This window comes from Citrobacter sp. Cy070 (assembly GCF_030332245.1).
Lineage (GTDB): Bacteria > Pseudomonadota > Gammaproteobacteria > Enterobacterales > Enterobacteriaceae > Citrobacter > Citrobacter youngae.
Genome location: NZ_JAOWIG010000091.1, coordinates 500565 through 527358, shown reverse-complemented (window position 1 = coordinate 527358; position 26794 = coordinate 500565). Strand labels below are relative to the sequence as shown.

Annotated in this window: 20 protein-coding genes, 1 tRNA gene and 1 pseudogene; 8 read left to right on the top strand and 14 right to left on the bottom strand. The window is 53.0% G+C overall.

The window, feature by feature from the left end:
- The 7 genes and pseudogenes from OGY19_RS24380 to lrp all read right to left on the bottom strand — a co-directional run.
- A pseudogene (locus OGY19_RS24380) lies at positions 1-648 on the bottom strand (DMSO/selenate family reductase complex B subunit); the annotation flags it as partial.
- A gap of 10 nt (positions 649-658) precedes the next feature.
- The gene (gene dmsA / locus OGY19_RS24375; RefSeq protein ID WP_115602309.1) at positions 659-3103 is read right to left on the bottom strand and encodes a dimethylsulfoxide reductase subunit A; all 2445 of its coding nucleotides are present in this window, start codon (positions 3101-3103) and stop codon (positions 659-661) included.
- Between the two features lie 236 nt (positions 3104-3339).
- On the bottom strand, positions 3340-4632 hold the full coding sequence (gene serS, locus OGY19_RS24370) for a serine--tRNA ligase (RefSeq protein WP_003836908.1): 1293 nt from the start codon (positions 4630-4632) through the stop codon (positions 3340-3342).
- Positions 4633-4724: 92 nt separating this feature from the next.
- Entirely contained in the window at positions 4725-6068 is a 1344-nt protein-coding gene (gene rarA, locus OGY19_RS24365) for a replication-associated recombination protein RarA (protein WP_048212145.1), read from the bottom strand.
- Between the two features lie 10 nt (positions 6069-6078).
- The gene (gene lolA / locus OGY19_RS24360; protein ID WP_003831898.1) at positions 6079-6690 is read right to left on the bottom strand and encodes an outer membrane lipoprotein periplasmic chaperone LolA; all 612 of its coding nucleotides are present in this window, start codon (positions 6688-6690) and stop codon (positions 6079-6081) included.
- A gap of 111 nt (positions 6691-6801) precedes the next feature.
- Entirely contained in the window at positions 6802-10761 is a 3960-nt protein-coding gene (ftsK, locus tag OGY19_RS24355; RefSeq protein ID WP_115602310.1) for a DNA translocase FtsK, read from the bottom strand.
- Between the two features lie 134 nt (positions 10762-10895).
- Positions 10896-11390 carry a leucine-responsive transcriptional regulator Lrp gene (lrp, locus tag OGY19_RS24350; protein ID WP_002439523.1) on the bottom strand — a complete coding sequence of 165 codons (495 nt, stop codon included), beginning with the start codon at positions 11388-11390 and terminating at the stop codon, positions 10896-10898.
- Positions 11391-12008: 618 nt separating this feature from the next.
- Here lrp and trxB point away from each other — a divergent pair.
- From trxB to infA, 5 genes are all read left to right on the top strand, one after another.
- Entirely contained in the window at positions 12009-12977 is a 969-nt protein-coding gene (trxB, locus tag OGY19_RS24345; RefSeq protein ID WP_005123580.1) for a thioredoxin-disulfide reductase, read from the top strand.
- 113 nt (positions 12978-13090) lie between these two features.
- Positions 13091-14857 carry a heme ABC transporter permease/ATP-binding protein CydD gene (gene cydD, locus OGY19_RS24340; protein ID WP_115602311.1) on the top strand — a complete coding sequence of 589 codons (1767 nt, stop codon included), beginning with the start codon at positions 13091-13093 and terminating at the stop codon, positions 14855-14857.
- Positions 14858-16579, top strand: coding sequence for a heme ABC transporter ATP-binding protein/permease CydC (cydC, locus tag OGY19_RS24335; RefSeq protein ID WP_115602312.1), 1722 nt, complete (start codon positions 14858-14860; stop codon positions 16577-16579). It abuts the gene before it with no gap.
- A 44-nt stretch (positions 16580-16623) separates the two neighbouring features.
- Positions 16624-17328 (top strand): leucyl/phenylalanyl-tRNA--protein transferase, encoded by a 705-nt coding sequence (gene aat / locus OGY19_RS24330; protein WP_048212150.1) that lies wholly within the window; start codon positions 16624-16626, stop codon positions 17326-17328.
- A 286-nt stretch (positions 17329-17614) separates the two neighbouring features.
- Entirely contained in the window at positions 17615-17833 is a 219-nt protein-coding gene (gene infA, locus OGY19_RS24315) for a translation initiation factor IF-1 (RefSeq protein WP_002211347.1), read from the top strand.
- Between the two features lie 78 nt (positions 17834-17911).
- Here infA and OGY19_RS24310 read toward each other — a convergent pair whose 3' ends face one another.
- A complete protein-coding gene (locus OGY19_RS24310) occupies positions 17912-18823 on the bottom strand; it encodes a LysR family transcriptional regulator (protein WP_101741830.1) in 912 nt (303 codons plus the stop codon).
- A gap of 108 nt (positions 18824-18931) precedes the next feature.
- Between OGY19_RS24310 and OGY19_RS24305 the strand changes: the two genes are divergently transcribed.
- The 3 genes from OGY19_RS24305 (at position 18932) to OGY19_RS24295 (ending at position 20722) form a co-directional block, all read left to right on the top strand.
- Complete coding sequence (locus tag OGY19_RS24305) at positions 18932-19792, top strand: pirin family protein (protein ID WP_061067609.1); 861 nt, start codon at positions 18932-18934, stop codon at positions 19790-19792.
- A gap of 16 nt (positions 19793-19808) precedes the next feature.
- Positions 19809-20486, top strand: a complete 678-nt coding sequence (locus OGY19_RS24300; protein WP_061067608.1) for an isochorismatase family protein — start codon at positions 19809-19811, stop codon at positions 20484-20486.
- 148 nt (positions 20487-20634) lie between these two features.
- Positions 20635-20722: transfer RNA gene (locus tag OGY19_RS24295), tRNA-Ser, on the top strand.
- 142 nt (positions 20723-20864) lie between these two features.
- On the opposite strand, the gene rlmC is transcribed toward OGY19_RS24295, so the two are convergent.
- The 6 genes from rlmC to potF all read right to left on the bottom strand — a co-directional run bounded on the left by rlmC (position 20865) and on the right by potF (position 26771).
- On the bottom strand, positions 20865-21992 hold the full coding sequence (rlmC, locus tag OGY19_RS24290; protein ID WP_115602313.1) for a 23S rRNA (uracil(747)-C(5))-methyltransferase RlmC: 1128 nt from the start codon (positions 21990-21992) through the stop codon (positions 20865-20867).
- A gap of 41 nt (positions 21993-22033) precedes the next feature.
- Positions 22034-22522: a YbjO family protein gene (locus tag OGY19_RS24285; RefSeq protein ID WP_048212154.1), complete on the bottom strand. Its 489-nt coding sequence runs from the start codon at positions 22520-22522 to the stop codon at positions 22034-22036.
- Between the two features lie 59 nt (positions 22523-22581).
- Positions 22582-23427, bottom strand: coding sequence for a putrescine ABC transporter permease PotI (gene potI, locus OGY19_RS24280; RefSeq protein ID WP_048212155.1), 846 nt, complete (start codon positions 23425-23427; stop codon positions 22582-22584).
- The gene (gene potH, locus OGY19_RS24275) at positions 23424-24377 is read right to left on the bottom strand and encodes a putrescine ABC transporter permease PotH (RefSeq protein WP_115602314.1); all 954 of its coding nucleotides are present in this window, start codon (positions 24375-24377) and stop codon (positions 23424-23426) included. Before potH ends, potI begins: the two co-directional genes overlap by 4 nt.
- A gap of 9 nt (positions 24378-24386) precedes the next feature.
- A complete protein-coding gene (potG, locus tag OGY19_RS24270) occupies positions 24387-25520 on the bottom strand; it encodes a putrescine ABC transporter ATP-binding subunit PotG (protein ID WP_286597353.1) in 1134 nt (377 codons plus the stop codon).
- A 138-nt stretch (positions 25521-25658) separates the two neighbouring features.
- The gene (potF, locus tag OGY19_RS24265) at positions 25659-26771 is read right to left on the bottom strand and encodes a spermidine/putrescine ABC transporter substrate-binding protein PotF (RefSeq protein WP_048212156.1); all 1113 of its coding nucleotides are present in this window, start codon (positions 26769-26771) and stop codon (positions 25659-25661) included.
- Positions 26772-26794: the final 23 nt, after the last annotated feature.

Sequence of the window (26794 nt, the reverse complement as noted above, 5' to 3'; positions counted from 1 at the left end):
ACCTCCTTCGGATTAGCCAGATAACCCGTGGTATCCCCGGTCGGGCGGCTATTGGCATTTGGTTTGATGACGATGCTCGGTTTGGTAAAGTGCGCACCAGGGAGCGGCGCTACCGCGGCCAGGGTGCCGTGTTTTTTACGCAGTTCCTCTATCGGGCCGAAGTCCAGCGCACGCAGCGGGCAGGATTCGACACAGATGGGTTTCTTACCCTCAGCAACGCGTTCATGACAGCCATCGCACTTGGTCATGTGTCCTTTGGCGGCATTGTATTGCGGCGCGCCATACGGGCAGGCCATGTGGCAATAGCGACAGCCAATGCACACATCTTCATCCACGACCACAAAACCATCTTCACGTTTGTGCATCGCGCCGCTTGGACACACCTTGGTACAGGCCGGGTCTTCACAGTGGTTGCACGCAATGGAGAGGTAGTAGGCGAAAACGTTCTGGTGCCAGACACCGTTATCTTCCTGCCAGTCACCGCCGGCGTATTCGTAAATACGGCGGAAACTGACGTCCGGCGTATTCGTAAATACGGCGGAAACTGACGTCCGGCGTTAAATTTTTGAAGTCTTTGCAGGCCAGTTCGCAAGTTTTGCAACCGGTGCAACGGCTGGAATCAATAAAAAATCCATACTGGGTTGTCATCGGTTACTCCTTACACCTTTTCAACCTGAACAAGGTTCGTATGTGATGGGTTCCCCTTAGCGAGAGGAGAAGGTCGCTGGGTCGTCAGCACGTTAATACAACCGCCCTGATCCACACGTTTCACATCCGGGTCATACCAGGCGCCCTCACCCAGCGCTACAACGCCAGGCATCATACGTGGGGTAACTTTAGCCTCAATATGCACTTCGCCACGGTTGTTAAAGATACGTACCTTGTCACCGTTGTTAATACCACGTCGTTGTGCATCCATCGGATTAATCCACATTTCCTGGCGACAGGACGCTTTCAGAACGTCAACGTTGCCATAGGTCGAGTGGACGCGAGATTTATAATGGAAGCCCGTTAATTGCAGAGGGAATTTTTCCACCAGTGGATCGTTTAAGCTTTCAAAGCCCGGTGTATAAATCGGTAATGGATCGATCACATCGCCTTCCGGCAGTTCCCAGGTTGCAGCGATTTCTGCCAGCGCTTGAGAATAAATTTCAATCTTACCTGATGGCGTGGTAAGCGGATTGGCTTTGGGGTCCTCACGAAATGCTTTATACGCCACGTGATGTCCTTCAGGATCACGCTGCTTAAAGATGCCCTGCTTACGGAACTCTTCAAATGTCGGCAGTTCCGGTATAGCCTTGCGCGACTGTTCATACAGATGACGCATCCACTCTTCCTGAGTACGGCCTTCCGTGAACTGTTGCTCGACGCCAAGGCGTTTCGCCAGCTCGCTGGTCATTTGGTAGATAGTCTTGCATTCAAAGCGTGGTTTGATCGCCTGATCGGTGAAAATCACGTAGGACATATTCCCGCAAGATGCATCCAGCGCGAAGTCCATCTGCTCAGAGGCCGTACAGTCCGGCAGCAGAATATCGGCATATTTCGCCGAGGAGGTCATATGACAATCAATAACGACGATCATTTCACACTTCTTATCATCCTGCAGGATTTCATGCGTGCGGTTGATATCAGAGTGCTGGTTAATCAAGCAGTTACCGGCATAGTTCCAGATCATCTTAATCGGAACATCGAGCTTATCCTTACCACGAACACCGTCGCGCAGCGCTGTCATTTCCGGACCACGCTCAATCGCATCCGTCCACATAAACATTGAGATACTGGTTTCGACGGGGTTTTCCAGCGTTGGCATACGCTCAAACGGTAAATCGTATGATCCCTCACGTGCACCGCTGTTGCCGCCGTTAATACCAACGTTGCCGGTCAGAATGGCCAACATCGAAATGGCACGGGTCGCAATCTCACCGTTGGCGTGACGCTGCGGCCCCCAACCCTGGCTAATGTAGGCGGGTTTCGCGCTACCAATTTCACGCGCCAACTTAACAATTCGATCAGCAGGAATACCGGTTATCTGCGCGGCCCATTCCGGGGTCTTCGCGATACCGTCTTTACCCTGACCGAGAATATACGCCTTATAATGACCGTTCTTCGGCGCTCCCGCCGGGAGAGTTTTTTCGTCATAGCCCACGCAGTACTTATCGAGGAACGGTTGATCAACCATATTCTCGCTGATCAGTACATAGGCAATACCGTTAACCAGCGCTGCATCTGTACCCGGTCGAATGGGAATCCATTCATCTTCACGACCCGCACCGGTATCCGTGTAGCGGGGATCGATTATGATCATGCGGGCATTAGATTTCTGCCGCGCCTGTTCAAGGTAGTAGGTCACCCCACCACCGCTCATACGAGTTTCGCCTGGGTTATTACCAAACAGGACAACGAGCTTACTGTTTTCAATGTCAGACGGGCTGTTACCGTCAGCCCATCCGCCATAGGTATAGTTCAGTCCTGCCGCGATTTGCGCAGAAGAATAATCCCCATAGTGGTTCAGGTAACCGCCGCAACAGTTCATTAAACGTGCCACCAGCGTTTTACCCGGCGGCCATGAGCGCGTCATCGTGCCGCCCAGCGTGCCGGTACCGTAGTTCAGATAGATAGACTCGTTACCGTAGTCTTTAATCAGACGCTGCATATTGCTGGCGATGATATCGTAGGCTTCATCCCAACTGATGCGCTCAAATTTACCTTCGCCGCGTTTGCCGACACGCTTCATTGGGTATTTCAGACGATCGGGATTATAGACGCGACGGCGCATAGAGCGCCCACGCAGACAGGCGCGTACCTGGTGCAGACCGTCATAGTTGTCATCACCGGTGTTGTCGGTTTCGACATACTTTATTTCACCGTCTACCACATGCATACGCAGCGGACAGCGGCTACCACAGTTCACCGTACACGCGCTCCAGATCACTTTCTCATTAATCTGTGTTGGATTGAGGGCTTCTGCGGCATTTGCGATACGGGTAAATGGCAGGGTAAACGCGCTACTGGCCACCGCCAGTCCGCCTATCGCCGTCGTTTTCACCAGACCGCGGCGACTAACCTCAGCTGCCAGTACGGCATCGGGGATCTTAGTTTTCATAGTGGCTCACTCTGCTGCTCACAATAAACAAAAAGGGAATGTTCGTTGTATAGTCGTTTATATATCGATACTATCGTTATACAGACCGTTATATATCGAATTTATGCAAAGACAGAGATAAATACTGACTTTCATTCGAAGGCAGTATTACCACTAATGGAGTAAGGGTTATTGTCCGGCATCAAACGGGCGTAAAAAAAGCGCCCTGAGGCGCTTTTTTAGCAAGGAAAAATGACTTAACCGATGAATTCCAGGCCATTCATGTACGGACGTAATACTTCCGGTACCTGAATACGGCCATCAGCTTGCTGGTAGTTTTCCATAACGGCAACCAGCGTACGTCCCACTGCCAGACCAGAGCCGTTCAGTGTATGCACTAAACGTGTTTTCTTGTCAGATTTGCTACGACAACGCGCCTGCATGCGACGAGCCTGGAAATCCCACACATTGGAGCAGGAGGAAATTTCACGATAGGTATTCTGTGCAGGGATCCACACTTCCAGATCGTAGGTTTTGCATGCGCCGAAGCCCATGTCGCCTGTGCACAGGATGATCTTGCGATACGGCAGCCCCAGCAGTTGCAGGACCTTCTCAGCATGGCCGGTCATCTCTTCCAGCGCGTCCATCGAATCTTCCGGACGAACAATCTGCACCATCTCGACTTTATCGAACTGGTGCATACGGATCAGACCACGAGTGTCACGACCGTAAGAACCCGCTTCGGAACGGAAGCACGGCGTATGCGCAGTCATTTTGATCGGCAGCGCATCTTCGTCGATGATTTCGTCGCGTACCAGGTTGGTCAGCGGCACTTCCGCCGTTGGGATCAGCGCATAGTTGCTGCTGTCAGCTTCTTCATCCAGCGGACGCGTATGGAACAAGTCACCAGCAAATTTCGGCAGTTGGCCAGTGCCGTACAGCGTGTCATGGTTAACCAGATACGGGACGTAGTTTTCGCTGTAACCATGCTGCTCAGTGTGCAGATCCAGCATAAACTGAGACAGCGCACGGTGCATACGCGCGATCTGCCCTTTCATGACAACAAAACGAGAGCCGGTCAGTTTAACCGCAGCGGCGAAATCAAGACCCGTGTGCATTTCACCCAAGGTAACGTGATCGCGCACTTCGAAATCGAACTCGCGCGGTGTACCCCAGCGGCTGACTTCAACGTTGTCATTTTCATCTTTACCCACCGGAACTTCGTCCGCTGGCAGGTTAGGAATGGTCAGCGCAATATCGCGGATCTCGGCCTGTAAGGTATCAAGTTCAGCTTTCGCGGCATCCAGCTCTTCGCCCAGTTTGTTCACTTCCAGACGTAAAGACTCGATATCTTCCCCGCGCGCTTTTGCCTGGCCGATGGATTTCGATCGAGAGTTACGCTCTGCCTGCAGGTTTTCAGTTTGTACCTGCAGAACTTTACGACGCTCTTCAAGAGCGCGCAGCTTATCTACATCCAGCTTAAAGCCCCGGCTTGCCAGTTTTTCTGCGACTGCGTCTGGCTCATTACGCAGCAGATTGGGATCGAGCATGCTTATCCTGTGCTTATCGAATTAAAATAGGAGAAAGTGACCACAGCCTGCGGTCACAGGGATACATCGACAACATTACCGCAACGATAACACTAACGGTAGCGTTTTATAGGGCTATTTTGATCCTGTCCGGCGAGCCAGGCGAGCTTTTCGCCAATCTTGCCTTCAAGACCTCTGTTTGTCGGGTGATAATAGCGCGTTTGCGCCATTTCCTGCGGGAAGTACTCTTCTCCGGCAGCATAGGCATTTGGCTCATCATGAGCGTAACGATATTCCTGACCGTAGCCCATCTCTTTCATCAGCTTCGTCGGCGCATTACGCAGGTGGACAGGCACGTCGTAATCCGGACGTTCCCGGGCATCAGCCAGCGCGGCTTTAAAGGCGGTGTAAACCGCATTACTCTTCGGCGCACAGGCCAGATAAACAATCGCCTGAGCAATCGCGCGTTCACCTTCCGCTGGCCCCACGCGGGTAAAGCAATCCCATGCGGAAATCGCCACCTGCATGGCGCGAGGATCGGCATTGCCTACATCTTCAGAGGCAATCGCCAGACAACGACGGGCAACGTACAGCGGATCGCCGCCAGCGGTGATGATACGCGCATACCAATAAAGCGCCGCATCCGGAGCGCTTCCGCGAACTGACTTGTGTAATGCGGAGATGAGATCGTAAAAACGATCGCCTTTATTATCGAAACGCGCGCTGCGTTCACCAGCAATTTCAGTGAGCAACTCTGCTTTCAATACGCGCTTGCCGGAATCATCAACTTCGGCCATATCGGCCATCATTTCCAACGTATTCAGCGCCCGGCGCGCATCACCATTAACCAGTTCGGCAATCGCCCGACGCGTCTCCGGCGGCAGTACGATATCCTGGCCGCCGTAACCCCGCGCTTTGTCTGACATCGCCTGGTCCAGCACCTGTTCAATATCGTCGGTGGTTAATGATTTCAGTAAGTAAACGCGTGCGCGTGACAGCAGCGCCGAGTTCAGCTCAAACGAGGGGTTTTCAGTGGTCGCGCCAATAAACGTGATGGTACCGTCTTCAATATGCGGTAAAAACGCATCCTGTTGGCTTTTATTAAAACGGTGAACTTCGTCCACAAACAGGATCGTACGCCGGCCAGCGTTACGGTTCTGACGCGCACGCTCAATCGCTTCACGAATTTCTTTTACACCAGACGTAACCGCCGAAATACGTTCAACATCGGCGTTGGCGTAACGGGCAATCACTTCGGCAAGCGTGGTTTTGCCCGTCCCCGGCGGCCCCCATAAAATCATGGAGTGCAGGTGCCCGGCCTCAATAGCACGTGGCAAAGGTTTGCCCGCAGCCAGCAGATGCTGCTGGCCGATATACTGCGCTAAATTTTCTGGCCGCATACGCGCGGCCAGTGGCTGAAAAGTATTATCAGAAAAGTCGAGCGACAGATTGCTCACTCACACGCCTCTACTTACGTTGATCGTCAACCGTTACACCTTGCGGCGGGGTAAAGGTGAATTTGGAAGGTTCGATCGCACCATTCTGCTGAGATTTCAGCTGATAGCTGCTGCGCTGATCGTCTTGTTCAACGGCGCTAAACTGGTGGATCGTCCCGTCACGCCCAACATTGATCGTAAACTGCTTCAGGTTACCGCTGCTGGTTTTAGGTGTCAGCACGAAATCATCGCCGTTTTGCTTAATGTTGTACTGCTGCCAGTCGCTGGCCTGGTTACGCGCGATCAGCATGAACGGCGTATTGCCCGTGGCGTCTTTCAGCCAGGTCGCCGTCGCCTGTTCAACAAACGGGTTAAAGAACCACAGCGTTTTCCCATCGGAAACCAGGATGCTTTCGTCAGGCTGTGTCATATGCCAGTTAAACAGATTCGGACGTTTAACCCATAAATCACCCTGGCCTTCCTGCACCGCTGCGCCGCTACCATCCGTTACCTTCTGGGTAAAACTGGCGTGGAAGCTGCTGACTTTATCCAGACGGCTTTTCAGGTCGCTTGCGGCGTCAGCCCAAACGCTGCTCACCACAAAGCTCGACAGTAATGCACAGGTGATTGCGATTCTTTTCATCGTTATTCCTCAAAATACGTCACTCCCAACGGGGAGCTCCTTCTGCTATCCATTTCAGGCCAAAAATCAGCATGAGGAAAGTAGAAAATACTGAATTACTTAACTTTGCAATCAATCAAAGGGCGGTGGAGCCAGCACTTCACGATTGCCATTATGTCCCTGCTCACTGACAATTCCCTGCGCTTCCATCTGTTCAATGATGCGCGCCGCACGGTTATAGCCAATGCGGAACTGGCGCTGGACGCCTGAGATGGAGGCTTTGCGCTTCTGGGTAACAAAATTCACCGCCTGATCGAACAGCGGATCCAGCTCTTCCCCACCGTCAAAACCACCACCACCACCTTCACTCTCGGTGTCTGAGGTGATGCCTTCCACGTACTGTGGACGACCACGCGCTTTCCAGTCCTGCACGACCGCGTGAACTTCCTCATCGCGCACAAAAGCACCATGTACACGCACTGGAATCGTTGAGTTTGGCGCAGAATAGAGCATATCACCCATGCCTAGCAGGGATTCAGCCCCCCCCTGATCAAGAATGGTACGAGAGTCAATCTTACTCGACACAGTAAACGCTATACGCGTCGGGATATTTGCTTTGATAAGCCCAGTGATAACGTCAACCGACGGACGCTGGGTTGCCAGCACCAGGTGGATACCTGCCGCACGCGCTTTTTGCGCCAGACGGGCAATCAGTTCTTCCACTTTTTTACCGACAGTCATCATCAGGTCAGCAAATTCATCGACCAGAACCACAATATACGGCTCTTTTTTCAGCACCGGATGGGTGACATCCATGCTATCGCCTGGTTTCCAGTACGGATCCGGGATTGGACGTCCCATACGATCTGCTTCCGCAATCTTCTCGTTGTAGCCCGCAAGGTTACGCACTCCCAGCGCTGACATCAGCTTATAGCGGCGTTCCATTTCATTAACGCTCCAGCGCAAGGCATTGGCTGCGTCTTTCATATCCGTAACGACTTCAGTCAGCAGATGCGGGATACCTTCATAAACCGACAGCTCGAGCATTTTCGGGTCGATCATGATAAAGCGAACATCTTCCGGCTGCGCCTTGTAGAGCATGCTGAGGATCATGGCGTTGACCCCAACAGATTTACCCGACCCCGTGGTACCTGCCACCAACAGATGCGGCATCTTGGCCAAATCGGCAGTCACAGGTTCACCAGCAATGTCCTTGCCGAGAACGACAGTAAGCGGTGACGGATTATCACGGAATTTCGCGTTATCCAGTACTTCACGCAGATAGACGGTCTGGCGTTTTTTGTTCGGTAACTCCAGTCCGACATACGGTTTACCTGGAATAACCTCCACGACACGAACTGCTGCGGTTGATAGCGAGCGCGCCAGATCTCGGGAAAGGTTAGAAATACGCGCAGCTTTAACACCCGGTGCCAGATTTAGCTCAAAACGGGTAATCACCGGTCCGGGCGAGTAGTTCACCACATCGGCTTTAATACGGAAATCAGCCAGACGCGCTTCCACCAGACGCGCCATTTGCTCCAGCGCGAATGTATCTATTGGCTCAACTTCCGCCGGTGGTGGGGTGAGCAGATCCAGCGATGGCAGCAGTGTCGTCGGACGCTGTACAGGGCGGCTGTCGCCATTACGCATCAATAACGGATGGATCAGGCTTTCCTGCGGCGGCGGTGTGACAGGCTGTGGCGGCTGCTGATAGTGCTGCTGCGGTGCGACAGGCTGCGGCGGCTGCTGATAATGCTGCTGCGGTGCGACAGGCTGCGGCGGCTGCTGATAATGCTGCTGCGGTGCAACAGGCTGCGGCGGCTGCTGGTAATGCTGCTGCGGTGCGACAGGCTGTTGATACTGTGGCGGTTCCGGCATCACGCTGGGGGTAAACAGCGGCTCATGCGGCCCCTCATCCACTAACGCTTTCATTGGTGAGAATTCAAAATCATCAAGCGAGAATGGATTCGCCCCGGCAGGCTGTGCGCCGGAATAACGTTGCTGTTGGGAAGAAGCGAACTGACGCGCCAGTTCCGCTTCTGCGGCTGAATCTTCATCATCAGTGTGATTGGTATCATCCTGATACTCTTCGCCATAGCGGTGCTGCTGCGACTGGGCAAACTGACGCGCCAGCTCATCCTGCTGCATTGCATCAATTTCATCGTCACTGTATTGCGCGTCCGAATCAAGCTGCTCTTCGCGCGCTTTCTCTTCCGCCATACGTTGTGACGGCAACTTAATGCCATATGAAGCCAACTCACGGCGTGTCGGGACACGCACACGATTAGGGCGCGGCAGTTGAGGGCCAATTCCCTCTTTCACCTGCGGACGCGGCGCACCGCTACCCGCAAGGCTAAAGACAGGCGCTGCGGCAGCGGCTCCCGCTCCCAAAGCGGCACTTTTTACGCCTGCGGCCAGCGGCGCAACGGCAGCAACAGACTCAACGGGAGGTATGGATGCTGTTGGCATAGACGGTGCAGCGGGTTTCACCCGCTCAGGCTCTTGCACGGGTTCTGGAATCGGCTGATACCAGGCAGCTAGCTGCTCACGCTCACGCGCGCGCTTTTCTTCCACTTCTTCAAAATAGTAGAGCGGTGGACGTGCTGGCTTCACCTCTTCAACGACAGGCTCAGGCTCGGCAACCGGCGGCTGTTCCACCACGGGCTGCTGATGAACCACGGGTTGTTGCTGCACGGTGTCTTGATGATAGACAGGCTGCGGTTCAAGCGGCGCACTCTGCTGGTAAACCGGTTCTGGTTGCCAGGCGGGCTCCACCACTGGCTCAGGTGCTTGCCACGGCATTGCCGGTTGCGGCATCGTCGGCTGTTCATAGCCAGCTTCGGCAACTGGCGGTACAGAATATGGCATCTGCGGTTCAACCGGGGCAGGTTGCTGCCAGGGTTCATAAGGCTGAACCGGCGGCTGCGCGTACTGAACGGGCTGTGGGTAACCTTCCGGCGCTGGCGCGATAACCGCTTCACCGGTTTGCGGAGCCGGTGCGGATTGCCATGCCACAGCAGGAGTGGGTTGCTCTAAAACGGTTCCCGGTACTGACGCAGGTTGCAACAGCGGGTCGACTGGCGCACTCCAGACCTGAGTTGTCGCAGTGGCAGTGGCGGCCGCCGCCGCGGTGACCGGCTCAGTCACTGAATGGCCGTTTAATAGCGGGTCGAATTCATCGTATTCAGGCAATGTGGCACGATTGCCTGAGAACAACACATCGTCAGGATCGGCTACAACGCCACGCGCGCTGTATTCAATTTCGTCTTCATCATCCATGCGCTTGCCGGAGAACAGCGCGGCATCAGTGTGACGCCCAAGTGGATTGGTGAACTTCTCTGCCAGCCGTTTACGGCGCGCTAACGCTCCGCGCAGAATACGTGCCCGTCGAGATTCATGTGGGGTGCCATCAACGGCGTCGACCGACTCTTCATCATCTTCATATTCTTCGTCATCGACCCAGGTATCATCGCGACGAGTACGATTGCTGGCAAATGTCAGAATATTCAGTAACCAGCCACCCAGTTTTTCGGCAATGCTCACCCATGACCAGCCAGTAAACAGCGTTAAACCCGCGGCCCAGATACATAACAACGCAAGCGTACCGCCACTGCTGTGCAGCAGGGGTTGCAGCGTAGTACTGAGCAGGCTGCCAATAACGCCGCCAGAGGCAAAATACCAGATGTCATCGGCATTGATTGCGGCAAGCCCGCAAGAGGTGAGGATCAGCGCCAGAACGCCAATAATACGCAGCGATACGGCGAAGTAATCGACGTATTCGTCGCTGGCCTGATGTCGCCAGGCAAACCAGCAGCCACCGACGATTATCACGGGGATAGTGTAAGCCATGACACCAAAAATGAAGAACAGCGTATCCGCCAGCCATGCTCCGGGTATTCCGCCCAGATTATGGATAGGCTCGTGCCATGCGGTTTGCGACCAACTGGGGTCCGAAGGGTTAAAGCTGAGTAATGCTGCCATCAACCAGACGGCAAAAAGGGCAATAAGAATCAGCAACGCTTCCAGAAGTCGGCGCCCGCTGCTTAACTTCGTCAATGTGACGTCTTTGTCTTCAGTGTATTCCTGGCTCAAAAACGGCTCTCCAGGTTTCAGGCTTTTCCTGCCCGATGCTAAAACGGACAACAGCACCGGGTTACCCCGGCACTGTTGCTGTATGGATTAACAGGAGTGTAATCAAACTGCGTCGATTTTGCACCTGTTCCGTGTTAGCGCGTCTTAATTACCAGACGATTGCTCTGTTTGACTTCTTCCATTACCACGTAAGTACGTGTGTCATTCACGCCAGGCAGACGCAGCAGGGTTTCCCCCAGCAGCTTACGGTATGCCGACATATCCGGTACGCGTGTTTTCAGCAGATAGTCGAAATCACCGGAAACCAAATGACACTCTTGAATTTCTTCAAGTTTTTGTACTGCAGAGTTAAATTGCTCAAACACATCCGGGGCGCCACGATTCAGAGTAATCTCAACAAAAACCAGAAGTGATGCATCCAGATAATGCGGGTTTAACAGCGCTGTATAGCCCTGAATAAAACCCTGTCTTTCCAACCGACGCACACGCTCAAGGCAGGGCGTTGGAGAAAGTCCCACTCGTTTTGAAAGCTCGACGTTAGAAATACGCCCATCCTTTTGCAGCTCATTAAGAATGTTACGATCGATACGGTCGAGATCTTTGCCAGGGCGCTTCTTACTATCTACCATTATTATTGTCTCTCTGTATTCCTTCCCTACTCCTGCCTGACTCTATTAACATCACTGTTCAGAGTCGCTACCCATCACAATAAACCGCAACCCAGAGGGATTTACGGTGCGCAATGCCTGGGTTTATGGTGAGAAGACCGTTGCCTGTCGGCGGCTATCGACATCACGAATGGCATCTGTCCACACCATGCGTAGATTTCACTAACCCGGTAAACATGGTATCTACATGCATGATTATGCAGCATATACATGACACAGTTTTTTTCTTCCTTGAATGTTTTCGCAAAACAGCAGGTGATTGTCAAAGCAAAACATCGATTTTTAGTACAACATGCCAGTTATTCATTGGGAGTGATGGAAAATCGTCATTTTATCACCTTATAACTGACCGATTTTAAGTAGAAATCATTATATCTCCGTCATAGTTCACGTCACCTGTGCGTTGGCTTCACGCGGGCCCCCAACTCGAATAAATTAGAGAGGCGCATTACCCTCAATTTTGCCCATCATCGGTTTCCGCTATTACACATATTGTTAACAAAATCGCCATACTCTTTTTTTACGACTGCAAATTCCCTACAATCCTGCCCATTGCCTACCAACAACTATGGGGATCTCATGGGCACGACCAAACACAGTAAACTTCTTATTCTGGGTTCAGGCCCTGCGGGCTATACCGCCGCCGTCTACGCTGCGCGTGCAAACCTGCAGCCGGTGCTGATTACCGGTATGGAAAAAGGTGGTCAGTTGACCACGACAACAGAAGTGGAGAACTGGCCTGGCGATCCAAACGATCTCACTGGCCCGCTGCTGATGGAGCGCATGCACGAGCACGCAACGAAATTTGAAACGGAGATCATCTTCGATCACATCAGCAAGGTAGATCTGCAAAACCGCCCTTTCCGTCTCACCGGAGACAGTGGCGAGTACACCTGTGACGCACTGATCATCGCCACTGGTGCTTCAGCACGCTATCTGGGCTTACCTTCAGAAGAAGCCTTTAAAGGCCGCGGCGTCTCCGCCTGCGCAACCTGCGACGGTTTCTTCTATCGTAACCAAAAAGTTGCGGTGATCGGCGGCGGCAACACCGCTGTGGAAGAAGCGTTGTACCTGGCGAATATCGCCTCCGAAGTTCACTTGATTCACCGCCGCGACAGTTTCCGTGCTGAGAAAATCCTCATCAAACGTTTGATGGATAAAGTTGAAAACGGCAACATCGTGCTGCACACGCATCGCACACTGGAAGAAGTGACTGGCGATCAAATGGGTGTAACCGGATTGCGTCTGCGCGATACGCAAAATACTGACAACGTTGAATCTCTCGACGTCGCCGGATTGTTTGTCGCCATCGGCCACAGCCCGAACACGGCTATTTTCGATGGTCAACTTGAACTGGAAAACGGCTATATCAAAGTTCAGTCCGGTATTCACGGCAATGCGACACAAACCAGCATTCCTGGTGTGTTCGCTGCCGGTGACGTGATGGACCATATTTATCGTCAGGCGATTACCTCAGCTGGCACAGGTTGTATGGCCGCCCTTGACGCTGAACGTTATCTCGACGGTCTGGCGGACGCCTGCAAATAGTTTTACAAATCAGTAACAAAAGTAAAAAAGGCGACTATAAGTCGCCTTTATTTTTGCCCCGTTGTAACATTGTCCTGCCCAAAAATTCCAATAACTCACCTGCTAAGCGTGCAATGAATAAAACCCGTCAAAAAGAGCTTACCCGCTGGTTAAAACAGCAAAGTGTCATTTCTCAACGCTGGCTGAATATTTCACGCCTGTTGGGGTTCGTGAGTGGCCTGTTAATTGTCGCTCAGGCCTGGCTCATGGCTCGGATTCTGCAACACATGATCATGGAAAATATTCCCCGTGAAGCGCTGCTGTTCCCTTTCGTCGTGCTGGTCTTGATTTTTATCCTGCGGGCGTGGGTTGTCTGGTTACGTGAGCGAATAGGGTTTCACGCGGGTCAACATATTCGTTTTGAGATTCGTCGCCAGGTTCTGGACCGTCTGCAACAGGCGGGGCCAGCATGGATACAGGGGAAGCCTGCCGGAAGCTGGGCCACGCTGATTCTGGAACAGATTGACGATATGCATGACTACTATGCGCGTTATTTGCCGCAAATGGCGCTTGCGGTATGCGTCCCGCTATTGATTGTGGCTGCCGTTTTCCCGTCAAACTGGGTTGCAGCCCTTATCCTGCTGGGAACCGCACCACTGATCCCTCTGTTTATGGCAATGGTCGGTATGGGCGCTGCCGATGCCAACCGGCGTAACTTTCAGGCACTTGCCCGACTCAGCGGTCATTTCCTCGATCGCTTGCGCGGCATGGAAACACTGAGAATTTTTGGTCGCGGCGAAGCGGAGACGGAAAGCATCCGGGCTGCATCGCAGGATTTCCGTCAGCGCACGATGGAAGTGCTTCGCCTGGCATTCCTGTCTTCGGGCGTGCTGGAGTTTTTCACTTCGCTCTCTATTGCCCTGGTAGCCGTGTACTTCGGTTTTTCTTATCTCGGCGAGCTTGATTTCGGCCACTACGGAACCGGCGTCACGCTGGCGGCAGGTTTCCTGGCGCTGATTCTGGCACCGGAATTTTTCCAGCCGCTGCGCGATCTGGGGACGTTTTACCATGCCAAGGCGCAAGCGGTAGGCGCTGCCGACAGCCTGAAAACATTCATGGAAACCCCGCTCGCGCATCCTGAGCGTGGCGATATTGAGCTGGCAACCAAAGACGAGGTTTCAATTGAAGCCGAAGATCTGATCATCACCTCACCCGAAGGCAAAGTCCTGGCTGGTCCGCTTAACTTCTCCCTACCCGCAGGCCAGCGCGCGGTGCTGGTTGGGCGTAGTGGTTCCGGTAAGAGCTCGTTGCTGAATGTCCTGTCCGGTTTTCTCTCGTATCAGGGCTCATTGCGTATTAATGGCTTTGAACTTCGTGACTTGTCGCCTGATGCCTGGCGTAAACAACTCTCATGGGTCGGGCAAAACCCGCAGCTTCCGGCTGCTACATTGCGCGAAAATGTGCTGCTGGCATGCCCTGATGCCAGCGAAGAACAGCTACAGGCCGCGCTTGATAGCGCCTGGGTCAGTGAGTTTTTACCGCTGCTTCCTCAGGGTGTGGATACCCCTGTGGGCGACCAGGCAGGCCGACTTTCTGTCGGGCAAGCGCAGCGTGTTGCCGTTGCCCGTGCCTTACTCAACCCGTGTCAGTTACTGCTGCTCGACGAACCCGCAGCCAGTCTTGATGCTCACAGCGAACAACGTGTGATGCAGGCGTTGCATGCGGCATCGCGCCGCCAGACCACGCTGATGGTTACGCACCAGTTGGAAGATCTTGCCGACTGGGACGCTATCTGGGTCATGCAAGACGGTCAGATTGTCGAACAAGGTACCTACGCGCAACTTAGCGCAGCCAGCGGGGCTTTTGCGACATTACTGGCTCACCGTCAGGAGGACATCTAAATGCGCGCTTTGCTACCCTATCTGACGCTGTATAAACGTCATAAATGGATGTTAACACTGGGGATCGTTCTGGCGATCGTTACATTATTGGCAAGCATTGGTTTACTGACGCTTTCAGGCTGGTTCCTGTCTGCTTCCGCCGTTGTCGGTGTCACCGGGATTTACAGTTTTAACTACATGCTTCCGGCGGCTGGCGTTCGCGGGGCGGCAATTACCCGAACCGCAGGTCGTTATTTCGAACGACTGGTCAGTCACGATGCGACGTTTCGTGTATTGCAGCATCTGCGTATTTACACCTTCAGCAAATTGCTGCCGCTTTCCCCTGCCGGGCTCGCCCGATACGGCCAGGGCGAACTGCTCAACCGCGTTGTGGCGGATGTCGACACGCTCGATCATCTCTATTTACGCGTGATCTCCCCGCTGGTTGGCGCGTTTGTCGTTATTGTAGTAGTCACGCTAGGGTTGAGCGTTCTCGATCTCACGCTCGCCATCACCCTTGGCGGTATTATGCTGCTGACTCTGTTTATCTTGCCTCCGTTGTTTTACCAGGCGGGTAAAAGCACCGGGCAGAACCTGACGCATCTGCGCGGGCAATATCGCCAGCAGTTGACCTCCTGGTTACAGGGTCAGGCTGAGCTGACCATTTTTGGCGCCAGTGAACGCTACCGCGCTCAAATGGAAGCCACCGAGCTGCAATGGCATGAAGCCCAGCGTCGTCAGTCCGAATTAACGGCCTTATCTCAGGCTGTCATGCTGCTGATTGGCGCTCTGGCTGTGGTGATGATGTTATGGATGGCTTCAGGTGGCGTAGGCGGAAACACTCAACCAGGCGCACTGATAGCGTTGTTTGTGTTCTGCGCGCTGGCTGCTTTCGAAGCGCTGGCCCCTGTTACCGGCGCATTTCAGCATCTCGGCCAGGTGATTGCTTCAGCACTACGTATTACCGAACTGACAGAACAACAACCAGAAGTCACCTTCCCGGATACGGAAGCTACCGTTTCGCAACAGATTACTCTGACATTGCGTGAGGTGTCTTTCAGCTATCCAGGGCAAACACAAAAAGCTCTGGACACCCTTTCTTTGCTCGCTAAACCTGGTGAACACATTGCGATTCTGGGTCGGACAGGCTGTGGGAAATCAACGTTACTGCAATTATTGACCCGTGCATGGGATCCACAACACGGCGAAATCCTGATTAACGATCGTCCGATTTCAACGCTGAACGAAGCCGCATTGCGCCAATGCATCAGCGTCGTACCACAGCGAGTGCATCTGTTCAGTGCGACATTGCGCGATAACCTGCTGCTGGCTGCGCCACACGCCAGCGATGAAGCGTTATCCGGGATGCTGTGTCGTGTCGGTCTGGAAAAACTACTTGAAGGTGATGGTCTCAATGCCTGGCTGGGTGAAGGCGGTCGTCAGCTTTCAGGCGGAGAGCTACGCCGTTTGGCTATCGCGCGAGCTTTGCTGCACGATGCGCCGCTGATGCTTCTGGATGAACCTACTGAAGGTCTGGATGCGACAACGGAAAGCCAAATGCTTGAATTGATTAACGATGTGATGCGCAATAAAACCGTACTTATGGTCACACATCGCCTGCGCGGACTGTCGCGATTTAATCAAATAATAGTGATGGACAACGGACGCATAATTGAGCAAGGTAATCACGCAGATCTGTTAGCCAGGCAGGGGCGTTATTACCAGTTTAAGCAACGTCTGTAAGCTATTATTGAACGATCCAACTCGCGTAGTGGAGTTTTGCTGTCATGCGCCTGGTGCAACTGTCCCGCCATTCTATCGCCTTCCCCTCACCGGAAGGCGCTTTACGCGAGCCTAACGGTTTGTTGGCTCTGGGGGGCGATCTCAGCCCTGCCCGCCTGCTAATGGCCTACCAGCGCGGTATTTTCCCGTGGTTTTCTCCTGGCGACCCTATCCTCTGGTGGTCGCCCGACCCACGCGCCATTCTCTGGCCTGATAAATTTCACATAAGTCGCAGCATGAAGCGCTTTCATAAAAATTCGCCTTATCGCGTGACGCTCAATTACGCGTTTGGTCAGGTCATTGAAGGATGTGCAAACGACCGGGAAGAAGGCACCTGGATAACGCATGATGTCGTGGATGCCTATCATCGGCTGCATGAACTTGGACATGCGCACTCTATTGAAGTATGGCGGCAAAATGAATTAGTCGGCGGGATGTACGGCGTTGCGCAAGGTACTCTTTTCTGCGGTGAATCGATGTTCAGTCGCCAGGAAAATGCCTCCAAAACCGCACTGCTTGTTTTTTGCGCTGAATTTATCCGTCAGGGCGGAAAACTAATTGATTGTCAGGTGTTAAATACCCATACCGCGTCGCTGGGAGCCATTGAGACTCCGCGCAGGGACTACCTTGAACATTTAAGCAGGCTACGCCAGCAGCGCCTACCGAGCCACTTCTGGGTGCCCAGGACGTTATTTTCGCCTCAGGAGTGAATGTTTTCGGCACATTTTTTGTCGGGGTGTTATAATTGGTGCCGCAGAGTCGGTTTAGCCCATTACCCCGCCGCCGTTAAGGAACAGTTCGCGTCAGGCAACGCCTATCGTTTATCTCATCGTTCCCTTACACGTTGCGCTTTTAGTGCGGCTTTGTTGTGTGCGGTTAGAGTAATGCGCCAAACCCGATTTGCTGCGTTTTAAACGCACAAATCTTTACTTATTAAAAGAACTTCGGCATTATCTTGCCGGTTCAAATTACGGTAGTGATACCCCAGAGGATTAGATGGCCAAAGAAGACAATATTGAAATGCAGGGTACCGTTCTCGATACGTTACCTAATACCATGTTCCGCGTAGAGTTAGAAAACGGTCACGTGGTTACTGCACACATCTCCGGTAAAATGCGTAAAAACTATATCCGCATCCTGACGGGCGACAAAGTGACTGTTGAACTAACCCCGTACGACCTGAGCAAAGGCCGCATTGTCTTCCGTAGTCGCTGATTGTTTTAACGCCCGAATGGCGTCCAGATAATAAAAGGTCGGTTTAACCGGCCTTTTTTGTGGACTGATATTACGTATTTAATCCTCGATCATTCGTGCATATTCTTCCGTGAGGAAATCCACCAATGCACGAACCGACGGCAATAACCCCCTGCGCGATGGAAAAACCGCGTGAATGATCTCTCGCTTTGGTTCCCAACCGTCGAGTAATGCCACCAGCTCGCCTGCGGCTAATTGATCTTTGACCATCAACTGCGGAAGTTGCACAACTCCCACACCGGCAACGGCAGCTTCACGTAGCGCCAGCATATCGGTGGTGATCATTCGTGGCGTGAAATGTACCTCTGCCCGCGCGCCCTGCGGGCCAAATAACTCCCAACGATGCACATGTTTACCCGAGGCCAGGCTCAACCCCGGCCAGCGAGTCAATTCAGCCGGAGAATGTAGCGCGCCCATTTTCTCGATTAGCTGCGGACTGGCATACAAACGATGCCCCCTGTCCGCCAGCACCCGCATCACCAGGTCGCTATCTTCAAATGGTCGAGGCCTGACACGAATCGCCACGTCCAGACCTTCTCCAACGACGTCAACACGGCGGTTCGTGGCCTCGAGTTGCACAGATACATCAGGGTAACGCGCCATAAAACGGGCAAGCATGGGTCCGATATGCACGTGCAGCAACGTAACCGGGCACGTCAGCTTCACAATTCCACGCGGTTCAACCTGTAGCGCAGCAATGGCATCCTGCGCTGCCTGCGCTTCCACCAGCATTGCCTTACAGTGTTCGTAGAACGTTTGCCCAACTTCAGTAACATTAAACTGCCGGGTGGTTCGCTGAATCAATCGCACCCCCAGCCTCTCCTCCAGTTGTGCAATTCGGCGGCTCAGCTTTGATTTCGGTTCATCGAGCGCCCGACCGGCCGCAGCGAATCCTCCTTCTTCAACTACGTGAACAAACCACGCGAAATCATTGAGATCCGGCTTAGTCATCTTATTGTCCTATTTATGAGACTGTGAGAGCTATTTTAGCTACTACTCAGTTCTCTGTCATGAATATAAGCTTATTCACATCAAGATAACGCCACTGAGGAGACACATATGAAACAAGTAACAGGCGTCTACACCGCACCTCGCCCACACTGGGTTGGCGATGGATTCCCGGTTCGCTCGATGTTCTCTTACCAGTCTCATGCTGAACAATTAAGTCCGTTCCTGCTGCTGGATTACGCCGGGCCACATACTTTCACCCCAGGTAATGAAAAACGTGGCGTGGGCGAACACCCTCACCGTGGTTTCGAAACGGTGACCATCGTTTACAGCGGTGAAGTTGAACATCGTGACTCAACCGGTCGCGGTGGGATTATCGGCCCAGGCGACGTGCAATGGATGACTGCAGGTGCAGGCATTTTACACGAAGAATTCCATTCTCCGGAATTTACCCGGAAGGGTGGCGAGCTGGAAATGGTGCAACTTTGGGTCAACCTACCAGCGAAAGACAAAATGGCCGTACCCGGATATCAGGGCATTAGTAGTGATGTTATCCCTACTGTCGCGCTGCCAGATGACGCCGGCACTCTCCGTGTCATTGCGGGCAGCTATCAGGAGACAAAAGGTCCGGCACATACCTTCTCGCCGCTGAATGTCTGGGATATGCGTCTGCAGCGTAATCATCAGTTCACGCTGTCTCAGCCGGAAGGATGGAGCACCGCGCTGGTCGTACTGAAAGGCAACATTACCGTAAACGGCACCACGCCCGTCAGCGAGGCACAGCTGGTGGTGTTAAGCCAGCAGGGTAAAACATTGCATATTGAAGCCAGTAGCGATGCCAGCGTATTGCTGTTGTCAGGCGAACCGTTGAATGAGCCGATTGTGGGTTACGGTCCGTTTGTCATGAACACGAAACAAGAGATCGCAGAAGCCGTACGCGATTTTAACTCCGGCCGCTTTGGCCAAATCTGAATCAAAGGAGAATACTATGTCCAGCCCTGCAAACTTTAATGGTTCACGCCCGGTCATTGATGTAAATGATTCCGTTATGCTGCTTATCGATCACCAGAGCGGACTTTTCCAAACCGTAGGCGATATGCCAATGCCAGAACTGCGAGCACGTGCTGCCGCGCTGGCTAAAATGGCCTCCCTGGCGAAGATGCCGGTGATTACCACCGCATCAGTACCGCAGGGACCGAACGGCCCGTTGATCCCTGAGATCCACGCCAATGCGCCTCATGCTCAATACGTGGCGCGTAAAGGCGAAATCAACGCCTGGGATAACGAAGACTTCGTGAAAGCGGTCAAAGCAACAGGTCGTAAGACGCTGATTATCGCCGGTACCATCACCAGTGTTTGCATGGCTTTCCCAGCCATCAGCGCGGTTGCGGAAGGCTACAAAGTTTTCGCAGTGATCGACGCTTCCGGTACTTACAGCAAAATGGCGCAGGAAATTACCCTGGCACGTGTCGTTCAGGCTGGCGTAGTTCCGATGGATACCGCCGCCGTTGCTTCTGAACTGCAGGGAACATGGAACCGTGAAGATGCAGCAGAGTGGGCAGAAGTGTACACGAAAGTATTCCCGGCATATCAGTTGCTGATTGAGAGCTACAGCAAAGCCCAGGAAGTCGTCACCAACGGTGAAAAACTGGACTCTCAGCGCTAATCCTCTCCCCCACGCCTGTCCGGGTGGGGAATATGTACATTGCGTGACCAAACGAATATGAACATGTAAATTCTGCTTGACCGTTTTAGCGCAACTCCCTATAGTAGCGCCCCGTTGCCCCCCATGTGGTCAGGCAGCAATACAATATGGTGAGGTGTCCGAGTGGCTGAAGGAGCACGCCTGGAAAGTGTGTATACGGCAACGTATCCGGGGTTCGAATCCCCGCCTCACCGCCATATTCGAGAAAGAGCTCGTACGCAAGTACGGGCTTTTTTTTCTCATATTGCATTTGCCGGATGCGGTGCAAGCACCTTATCCGGCCTACGAATGACGAACAACCTGTAGGCCTGATAAGCAAAGCGCCATCAGGCATGCCATTTATCGCCGAGTAAGCAGCGTCAACACTTCGTAGTGTGCTGTGTGCGGAAACATATCGAAAAGCTGGACGCGTTCAATGCGATACCCTGGCAACTCACGAATATCCTTCGCCATGGTTTGCGCATTACAGCTGGAATAAATGATAAAACGCGGTGCCATGTGGGAAAGAAAATCACACAGCGGTTTGCCAATTCCCCGACGCGGTGGATTCACCAACACCAGGTCCGGTACTTCGCCCTGAGCGGTAGCAAACTGAGTTGAGTCCAGCGCCTGAAAATGCAGGTTCTGTAACCCAAGCTCCTGCGCAGACTGTTTCGCGCAGGTAATCGCCTCTGGCGCAATTTCAATCCCTGTCAGTTTCATCTGCGGCGTGGCGCAATGCAGACCAAAACCCCCGACGCCGCAAAACAGATCCCACATGTGATTAACCGGAAGCTGGCGTACCCAGTCGCGCGCCGTGGCATATAGCTGCCCCGCCACTACCGGGTTGGTCTGGAAGAAACTCTGCGGGCGTATCCACAACGGTACGTCGTTAAAACGTTCGGCCAGTGCCTGCTGTTCGGTCAGGAAGATTTCTGTCTCCCCTTCCATAATCGCCATATGCACAGGCTGGATATTGACGCTAATGACTTTTAACTGCGGTAACTGTGCCTGCAGCCACGGTAGCGCCGCGCGCAGTTGTGCCAGTTTCGCGTCGGAACGCAGGACAAAACGCAGCATTATACTGCCATCAAACTGGCTTTCCGTTAACAGCAGATACTTCAGCTCCCCGCGTTTACGCGCCACGTTATAGGGCGTCAGCCCCGCGCGGGCGATAAACGGTTTGAGTGTGGCAAACACGGGCGCAAAAGACTCAGGATAAAGCGGGCAGTCGCACAAATCCTCCGGCGTACCGTCACGATGCAGCATGCCCAACAGCGGTTTCTCCACGCTGCCGCTAACCACCATTTTAGCTTTATTACGAAAAGCGCTTTCCGGGCCGCTGACCGACGCGCACCATTCTCCGACTGGATAATCGGCCAGCAGATTTTGCAGATCGGCTGTTTTGGCGAAGAGTTGATCGGCGACAGGCTGTGCTATCCACTGACAGGAGCGACAGCGTTCGGCGTCATAAAGTGCGCACTGCATACAAAAACCTACAAATTAACCGGGGGCCAAAATTATACACGTTATTGCAAGCGGAAGAACCGCCTGCTGGACGCAGGAACAAAAAGCAGTAGCAACACCAGCATATCCGGCAATTTTTGCATCACCAGCGTATGCAGGATTTCGCGTCTGGACTCCCCCGCAATACTGAACAGTTCCGGATATCCGTAGCCCAGCGAAGCTGCCCACAGATAGACGCTGGCGATAATCTGGGTCAGCAGATAGATCCAGCGGGCCCAGCTCCGTCCTTTGACCAGCGAAAATGCGCAGAAAATTTCGATAAACAGCAGCACCAGACTGCCCAGAAATACCAGCGTCAAATTCCAGGTCTGCACACTGCGATGAATAAACTCACTGGTTCCACGAAACCCAAGCGTATTAAAAATCATCAACAGATCGAGACAGCGGATCATAATGATAGCCAGCGCCGCCACCTGCACCAAAGCAGGGACGTTTAAGCGGGCATGTGATGTGGATGATTTCTTAAAAAATCCCAACGCGTCGTCTTCCATGAAAACGGCGCAACCACCACAGCTGCGCCGTATAGACAGATTGGCAGATTTTAGTTTTTTCAGCCGCGTCTTGCACGTTGGATATCGCGTATCCGTTGTTTTTCTGTTCGCGCCATCAGATACCACGCGATAAATCCGATAATTCCTACCACGCCAAGGATCAGCGTCGCCAGTGCGTTGATCTCCGGGTTAACCCCCATACGTACGCTGGAGAACACCAACATCGGTAACGTTGTGGCCCCAGGACCAGAGACAAAGCTGGCGATAACCAAATCATCCAGCGATAGCGTAAAGGCCAGTAACCAACCGGAAATGACCGCCGGCATAATCATCGGCAGCGTAATGACGAAAAAGACCTTCAGCGGCGTCGCGCCAAGATCCATCGCCGCTTCCTCAATGGAGTGATCCAGTTCGCGCAAACGCGAGGAAATCACCACCGCTACATACGCCGTACAGAAGGTGACGTGCGCCAGCCAGATGGTCAACATACCGCGATCCGCTGGCCAGCCAATGGCGTGCGCCAGCGCCACAAACAGGAGCAGCAGCGACAAACCGGTAATGACATCCGGCATAACCAGCGGTGCGGTGATCATAAAGGCAAAACCATTCGAACCACGAAAACGGCCAAAGCGCACCATCACCACGGCAGCTATGGTGCCGAGGATCGCCGCCATCGTCGCAGCACAGGCAGCAATCGTTAAACTCATGCCGACGGCACTCATCATTGCAGTATCGTGGAAAAGTTCACCGTACCAGCGTGTTGACCACCCCGCCCACACCGTCACCAGCTTGGAGCTGTTAAACGAATAGATAACTAACATCAGCATGGGGGCGTACAGAAACGTAAACCCCACGACCAGGATAAAGATCCGCCACGGCGAGCGGACAACCGGTAAGTTATTCATCCGTGTTCCCCCACGCTTTTCTGCTGATACTTATGGAACCACATGATTGGCACAATCAGTAACAGCAACATGATGATGGCAACCGCAGACGCCACCGGCCAGTCACGGTTATTGAAAAACTCCTGCCATAACACGCGGCCGATCATAATGCTGTCCGGCCCCCCAAGCAGTTCCGGAATAACAAATTCCCCTACCGCCGGGATAAACACCAGCATTGAGCCAGCGATAATCCCGCCTTTGGTCAACGGCACGATCACGCTAAAGAAGGTTTTTAATGGTCGGGCACCTAAATCCAGCGCCGCTTCCACCAGCGAATAGTCAATGCGCGTCAGTGCGGTATAAATCGGCAGCACCATAAAGGGCAAATAGGCATAAACAATGCCAATATAAACCGCCAGGTTGGTATGCAGGATCGTCAATGGCTGATCGATAACGCCCAGCCACATCAGAAAGTTGTTCAGCACCCCGTTATTTTTCAGGATCCCCATCCAGGCGTACACGCGAATCAAGAAAGAGGTCCAGGAAGGCAGAATCACCAGCAACAGCAAAATATTGCGCGTCGAGGGTTTGCTGTGCGCCACCGCCCACGCTAGTGGATACCCCAACAACAGACAGCAGATCGTCGAAATCCCCGCTACCTGCAAAGACTGCAGGTAAGCATCGAAATAGAGCGGGTCGTCCGTCAACTGCAGGAAGTTACCTAAATTGAGCGTAATAGATAGCTGACCATCGTCCCATGCCACAAGGTCAGTGTACGGCGGTATCGCCCGTGCCATTTCTGACAGGCTAATCTTAAAGACAATCAGAAACGGCAATAAAAACAGGAGAACCAGCCACACATACGGCAACGCGATCACCAGCTTGCGACCATGTTTCATTTGCAACTGCGACATATACAGCGTGAAACGGCTCGCTTTTTCGGCACGTGCCGGAGGTTCAAGTGTACTCATCTTTACTCCTTAAACCGTCAACACCACACAGCTGTCCGCATCCCAACATAAACGTACCTCGTCACCCCAGGTCGGTAGCCCCTTGCGATAGCGATGTTCGTTTTGCAGCTGGGCACTCAACATCTGGCCGCTTTTTAAACGCACGTGATACACAGACAAATCACCCAGGTAGGCAATGTGCACCACCTCACCCACCGCAAAGTTATAGCCATCCGGCGGAGGGGCATCACAGAGCATGATTTTTTCCGGACGAAGCGCGACATACACCGGTACGTTATCGACGATGGAAGTATCAGCATCCACTTTTAGCGGATGCACCAGCCCCGGAGAATCAATCACCAAACCGTCCTCCTGACGCTCCTTTAGCAGCCCCTCAAAAACGTTTACCGAACCGATAAATTCAGCGCTGTAGCGGGTGGTCGGGTGCTCGTAGATCTCTTCCGGCTCGCCAATCTGCACAAATTTCCCGCGGTTCATGATGGCTATACGACCCGCCATGGTCATGGCTTCTTCCTGGTCGTGCGTCACCATCACGCAGGTCACCCCTACACGCTCAAGAATATCAACCACTTCCAGCTGCATGCGGTCGCGCAGTTTTTTATCCAAAGCGCCCATCGGTTCATCCAGTAACAGCAGCTTAGGGCGTTTGGCCAGGCTCCGGGCCAGTGCCACGCGTTGACGTTGACCGCCTGAAAGCTGATGCGGCTTACGTTTGGCGAACTCCTGCATGTGCACCAGTCCGAGCATCTCATTCACCCGGCTGGCGATTTCCGCTTTCGGCAGTTTGTCCTGCTTGAGACCAAAGGCAATGTTCTGCTCGACAGTCATATGCGGAAACATAGCGTAGGACTGAAACATCATATTAATTGGGCGCAGATAAGGCGGGACATGCGCTAAATCGACGCCATCAAGCATGATTTGCCCGGTAGTCGGCAGTTCAAACCCCGCCAGCATGCGCAACAGGGTTGATTTACCACAACCGGACGCACCCAGCAGGGCAAATATTTCGCCTTTGTAGATAGTGAGATTGACGTCATCGACGGCGTGCTGACCGTCAAATGACTTCGTCAGGTTGCGAATTTCAAGCAGCGGGGTCAGCGCCTTGCGGATTTTCGCTTGTGGGCGTGGGGTTGCATCATTCACTCAAGTGCTCTCCGGCATAAATAAAGAAACAGTGCAAATAACGCACCTTATTGGTGCGTATTGCCGGGTTTTGTGTGTTCGGGATCGCGACATCCCCGGCAGGCACAAGCACCGCCGGGTCATGTCCCGAACATCGGGTTATTTCCCGCTTTTCACCTTCGTCCAGGCACGGGTGCGCACACGATCGATCTTCGGATCCTGTACTTTCAGTGTGAACAGTTTGGCGCGTACGTCCGCTGGCGGATAGATACCCGGGTTATCACGAACTTCCGGGCTAACCAGAGCCGTCGCTTCTTTGTTCGCATTGGCGTAGAACACGTGGTCGGAAATATGCGCAATCACATCAGGGCGCAGCAGGTAATTAAGGAACTGGTAGGCTTCGTCTTTGTTTTTCGCATCTGCAGGCATCGCGAACACATCAAAGAACGCCATCGCCCCCTCTTTGGGAATCGAGAAGGAAATATTGACGCCATTTTTCGCTTCTTTCGCACGGTTTGCCGCCTGCCATACATCCCCTGCCCAGCCAATCGCTACACAGGTATCTCCATTTGCCAGATCGTTAATGTATTGCGAGGAGTGGAAATAACGGATATTCGGACGCAGTTTCAACAACAAATCGGTTGCCGGCCCGGTGTAATCATCCGCTTTGGTACTGTTTGGATCTTTACCCAAATAGTTCAGCACAGTAGCAAACACTTCTTCAGGCGCATCGAGGAAAGAGACACCGCAGCTTTTGAGTTTTTCCAGATTCTCCGGTTTGAGGATCAAATCCCAGCTGTTAACCGGCGCATCCGCACCCAGCACCGCTTTAACTTTATCTACGTTGTAGCCAATACCGGTGGTTGCCCACATATACGGCATAGCAAACTTATTGTCTGGATCGTGTTTACCCACCAGTTTCAGCAGTTCAGGATCGAGGTTTTTCCAGCCTGGCAGTTTGCTCTTGTCCAGGGGCTGGAAAACGCCCGCGGTCAGTTGCCGTTCGAGGAAACTGGCTGACGGGACAACGAGGTCAAAACCGGTGCTGCCAGCCATGAGCTTACCTTCCAGCACCTCATTGGAGTCAAATACATCATAAATGACTTTAATGCCGGTCTCTTTCTCAAAATTAGCCACCGTGTCCGGAGCAATATAGTCAGACCAGTTATAAATATGCAGTGTTTTTTGTTCAGCAGCGAGCGTGCCGGCAGAGATGGCCATCAGAGCACCTGCAACCAGGCCTGATAACCATTTTTTATTTAAGGCGGTCATAATCTCTTTCCTTCTGAAAGTTC

Coding starts and splice junctions, on each gene's coding strand:
- OGY19_RS24305 (WP_061067609.1), top strand. CDS start 18,932: ATGAAACAAGTAACAGGCGTCTACACCGCACCTCGCCCACACTGGGTT.
- potH (WP_115602314.1), bottom strand. CDS start 24,377: ATGAGTACACTTGAACCTCCGGCACGTGCCGAAAAAGCGAGCCGTTTC.
- rlmC (WP_115602313.1), bottom strand. CDS start 21,992: ATGCAGTGCGCACTTTATGACGCCGAACGCTGTCGCTCCTGTCAGTGG.
- potI (WP_048212155.1), bottom strand. CDS start 23,427: ATGAATAACTTACCGGTTGTCCGCTCGCCGTGGCGGATCTTTATCCTG.
- infA (WP_002211347.1), top strand. CDS start 17,615: ATGGCCAAAGAAGACAATATTGAAATGCAGGGTACCGTTCTCGATACG.
- lrp (WP_002439523.1), bottom strand. CDS start 11,390: ATGGTAGATAGTAAGAAGCGCCCTGGCAAAGATCTCGACCGTATCGAT.
- cydC (WP_115602312.1), top strand. CDS start 14,858: ATGCGCGCTTTGCTACCCTATCTGACGCTGTATAAACGTCATAAATGG.
- cydD (WP_115602311.1), top strand. CDS start 13,091: ATGAATAAAACCCGTCAAAAAGAGCTTACCCGCTGGTTAAAACAGCAA.
- dmsA (WP_115602309.1), bottom strand. CDS start 3,103: ATGAAAACTAAGATCCCCGATGCCGTACTGGCAGCTGAGGTTAGTCGC.
- lolA (WP_003831898.1), bottom strand. CDS start 6,690: ATGAAAAGAATCGCAATCACCTGTGCATTACTGTCGAGCTTTGTGGTG.
- trxB (WP_005123580.1), top strand. CDS start 12,009: ATGGGCACGACCAAACACAGTAAACTTCTTATTCTGGGTTCAGGCCCT.
- OGY19_RS24300 (WP_061067608.1), top strand. CDS start 19,809: ATGTCCAGCCCTGCAAACTTTAATGGTTCACGCCCGGTCATTGATGTA.
- potF (WP_048212156.1), bottom strand. CDS start 26,771: ATGACCGCCTTAAATAAAAAATGGTTATCAGGCCTGGTTGCAGGTGCT.
- aat (WP_048212150.1), top strand. CDS start 16,624: ATGCGCCTGGTGCAACTGTCCCGCCATTCTATCGCCTTCCCCTCACCG.
- OGY19_RS24310 (WP_101741830.1), bottom strand. CDS start 18,823: ATGACTAAGCCGGATCTCAATGATTTCGCGTGGTTTGTTCACGTAGTT.
- serS (WP_003836908.1), bottom strand. CDS start 4,632: ATGCTCGATCCCAATCTGCTGCGTAATGAGCCAGACGCAGTCGCAGAA.
- OGY19_RS24285 (WP_048212154.1), bottom strand. CDS start 22,522: ATGGAAGACGACGCGTTGGGATTTTTTAAGAAATCATCCACATCACAT.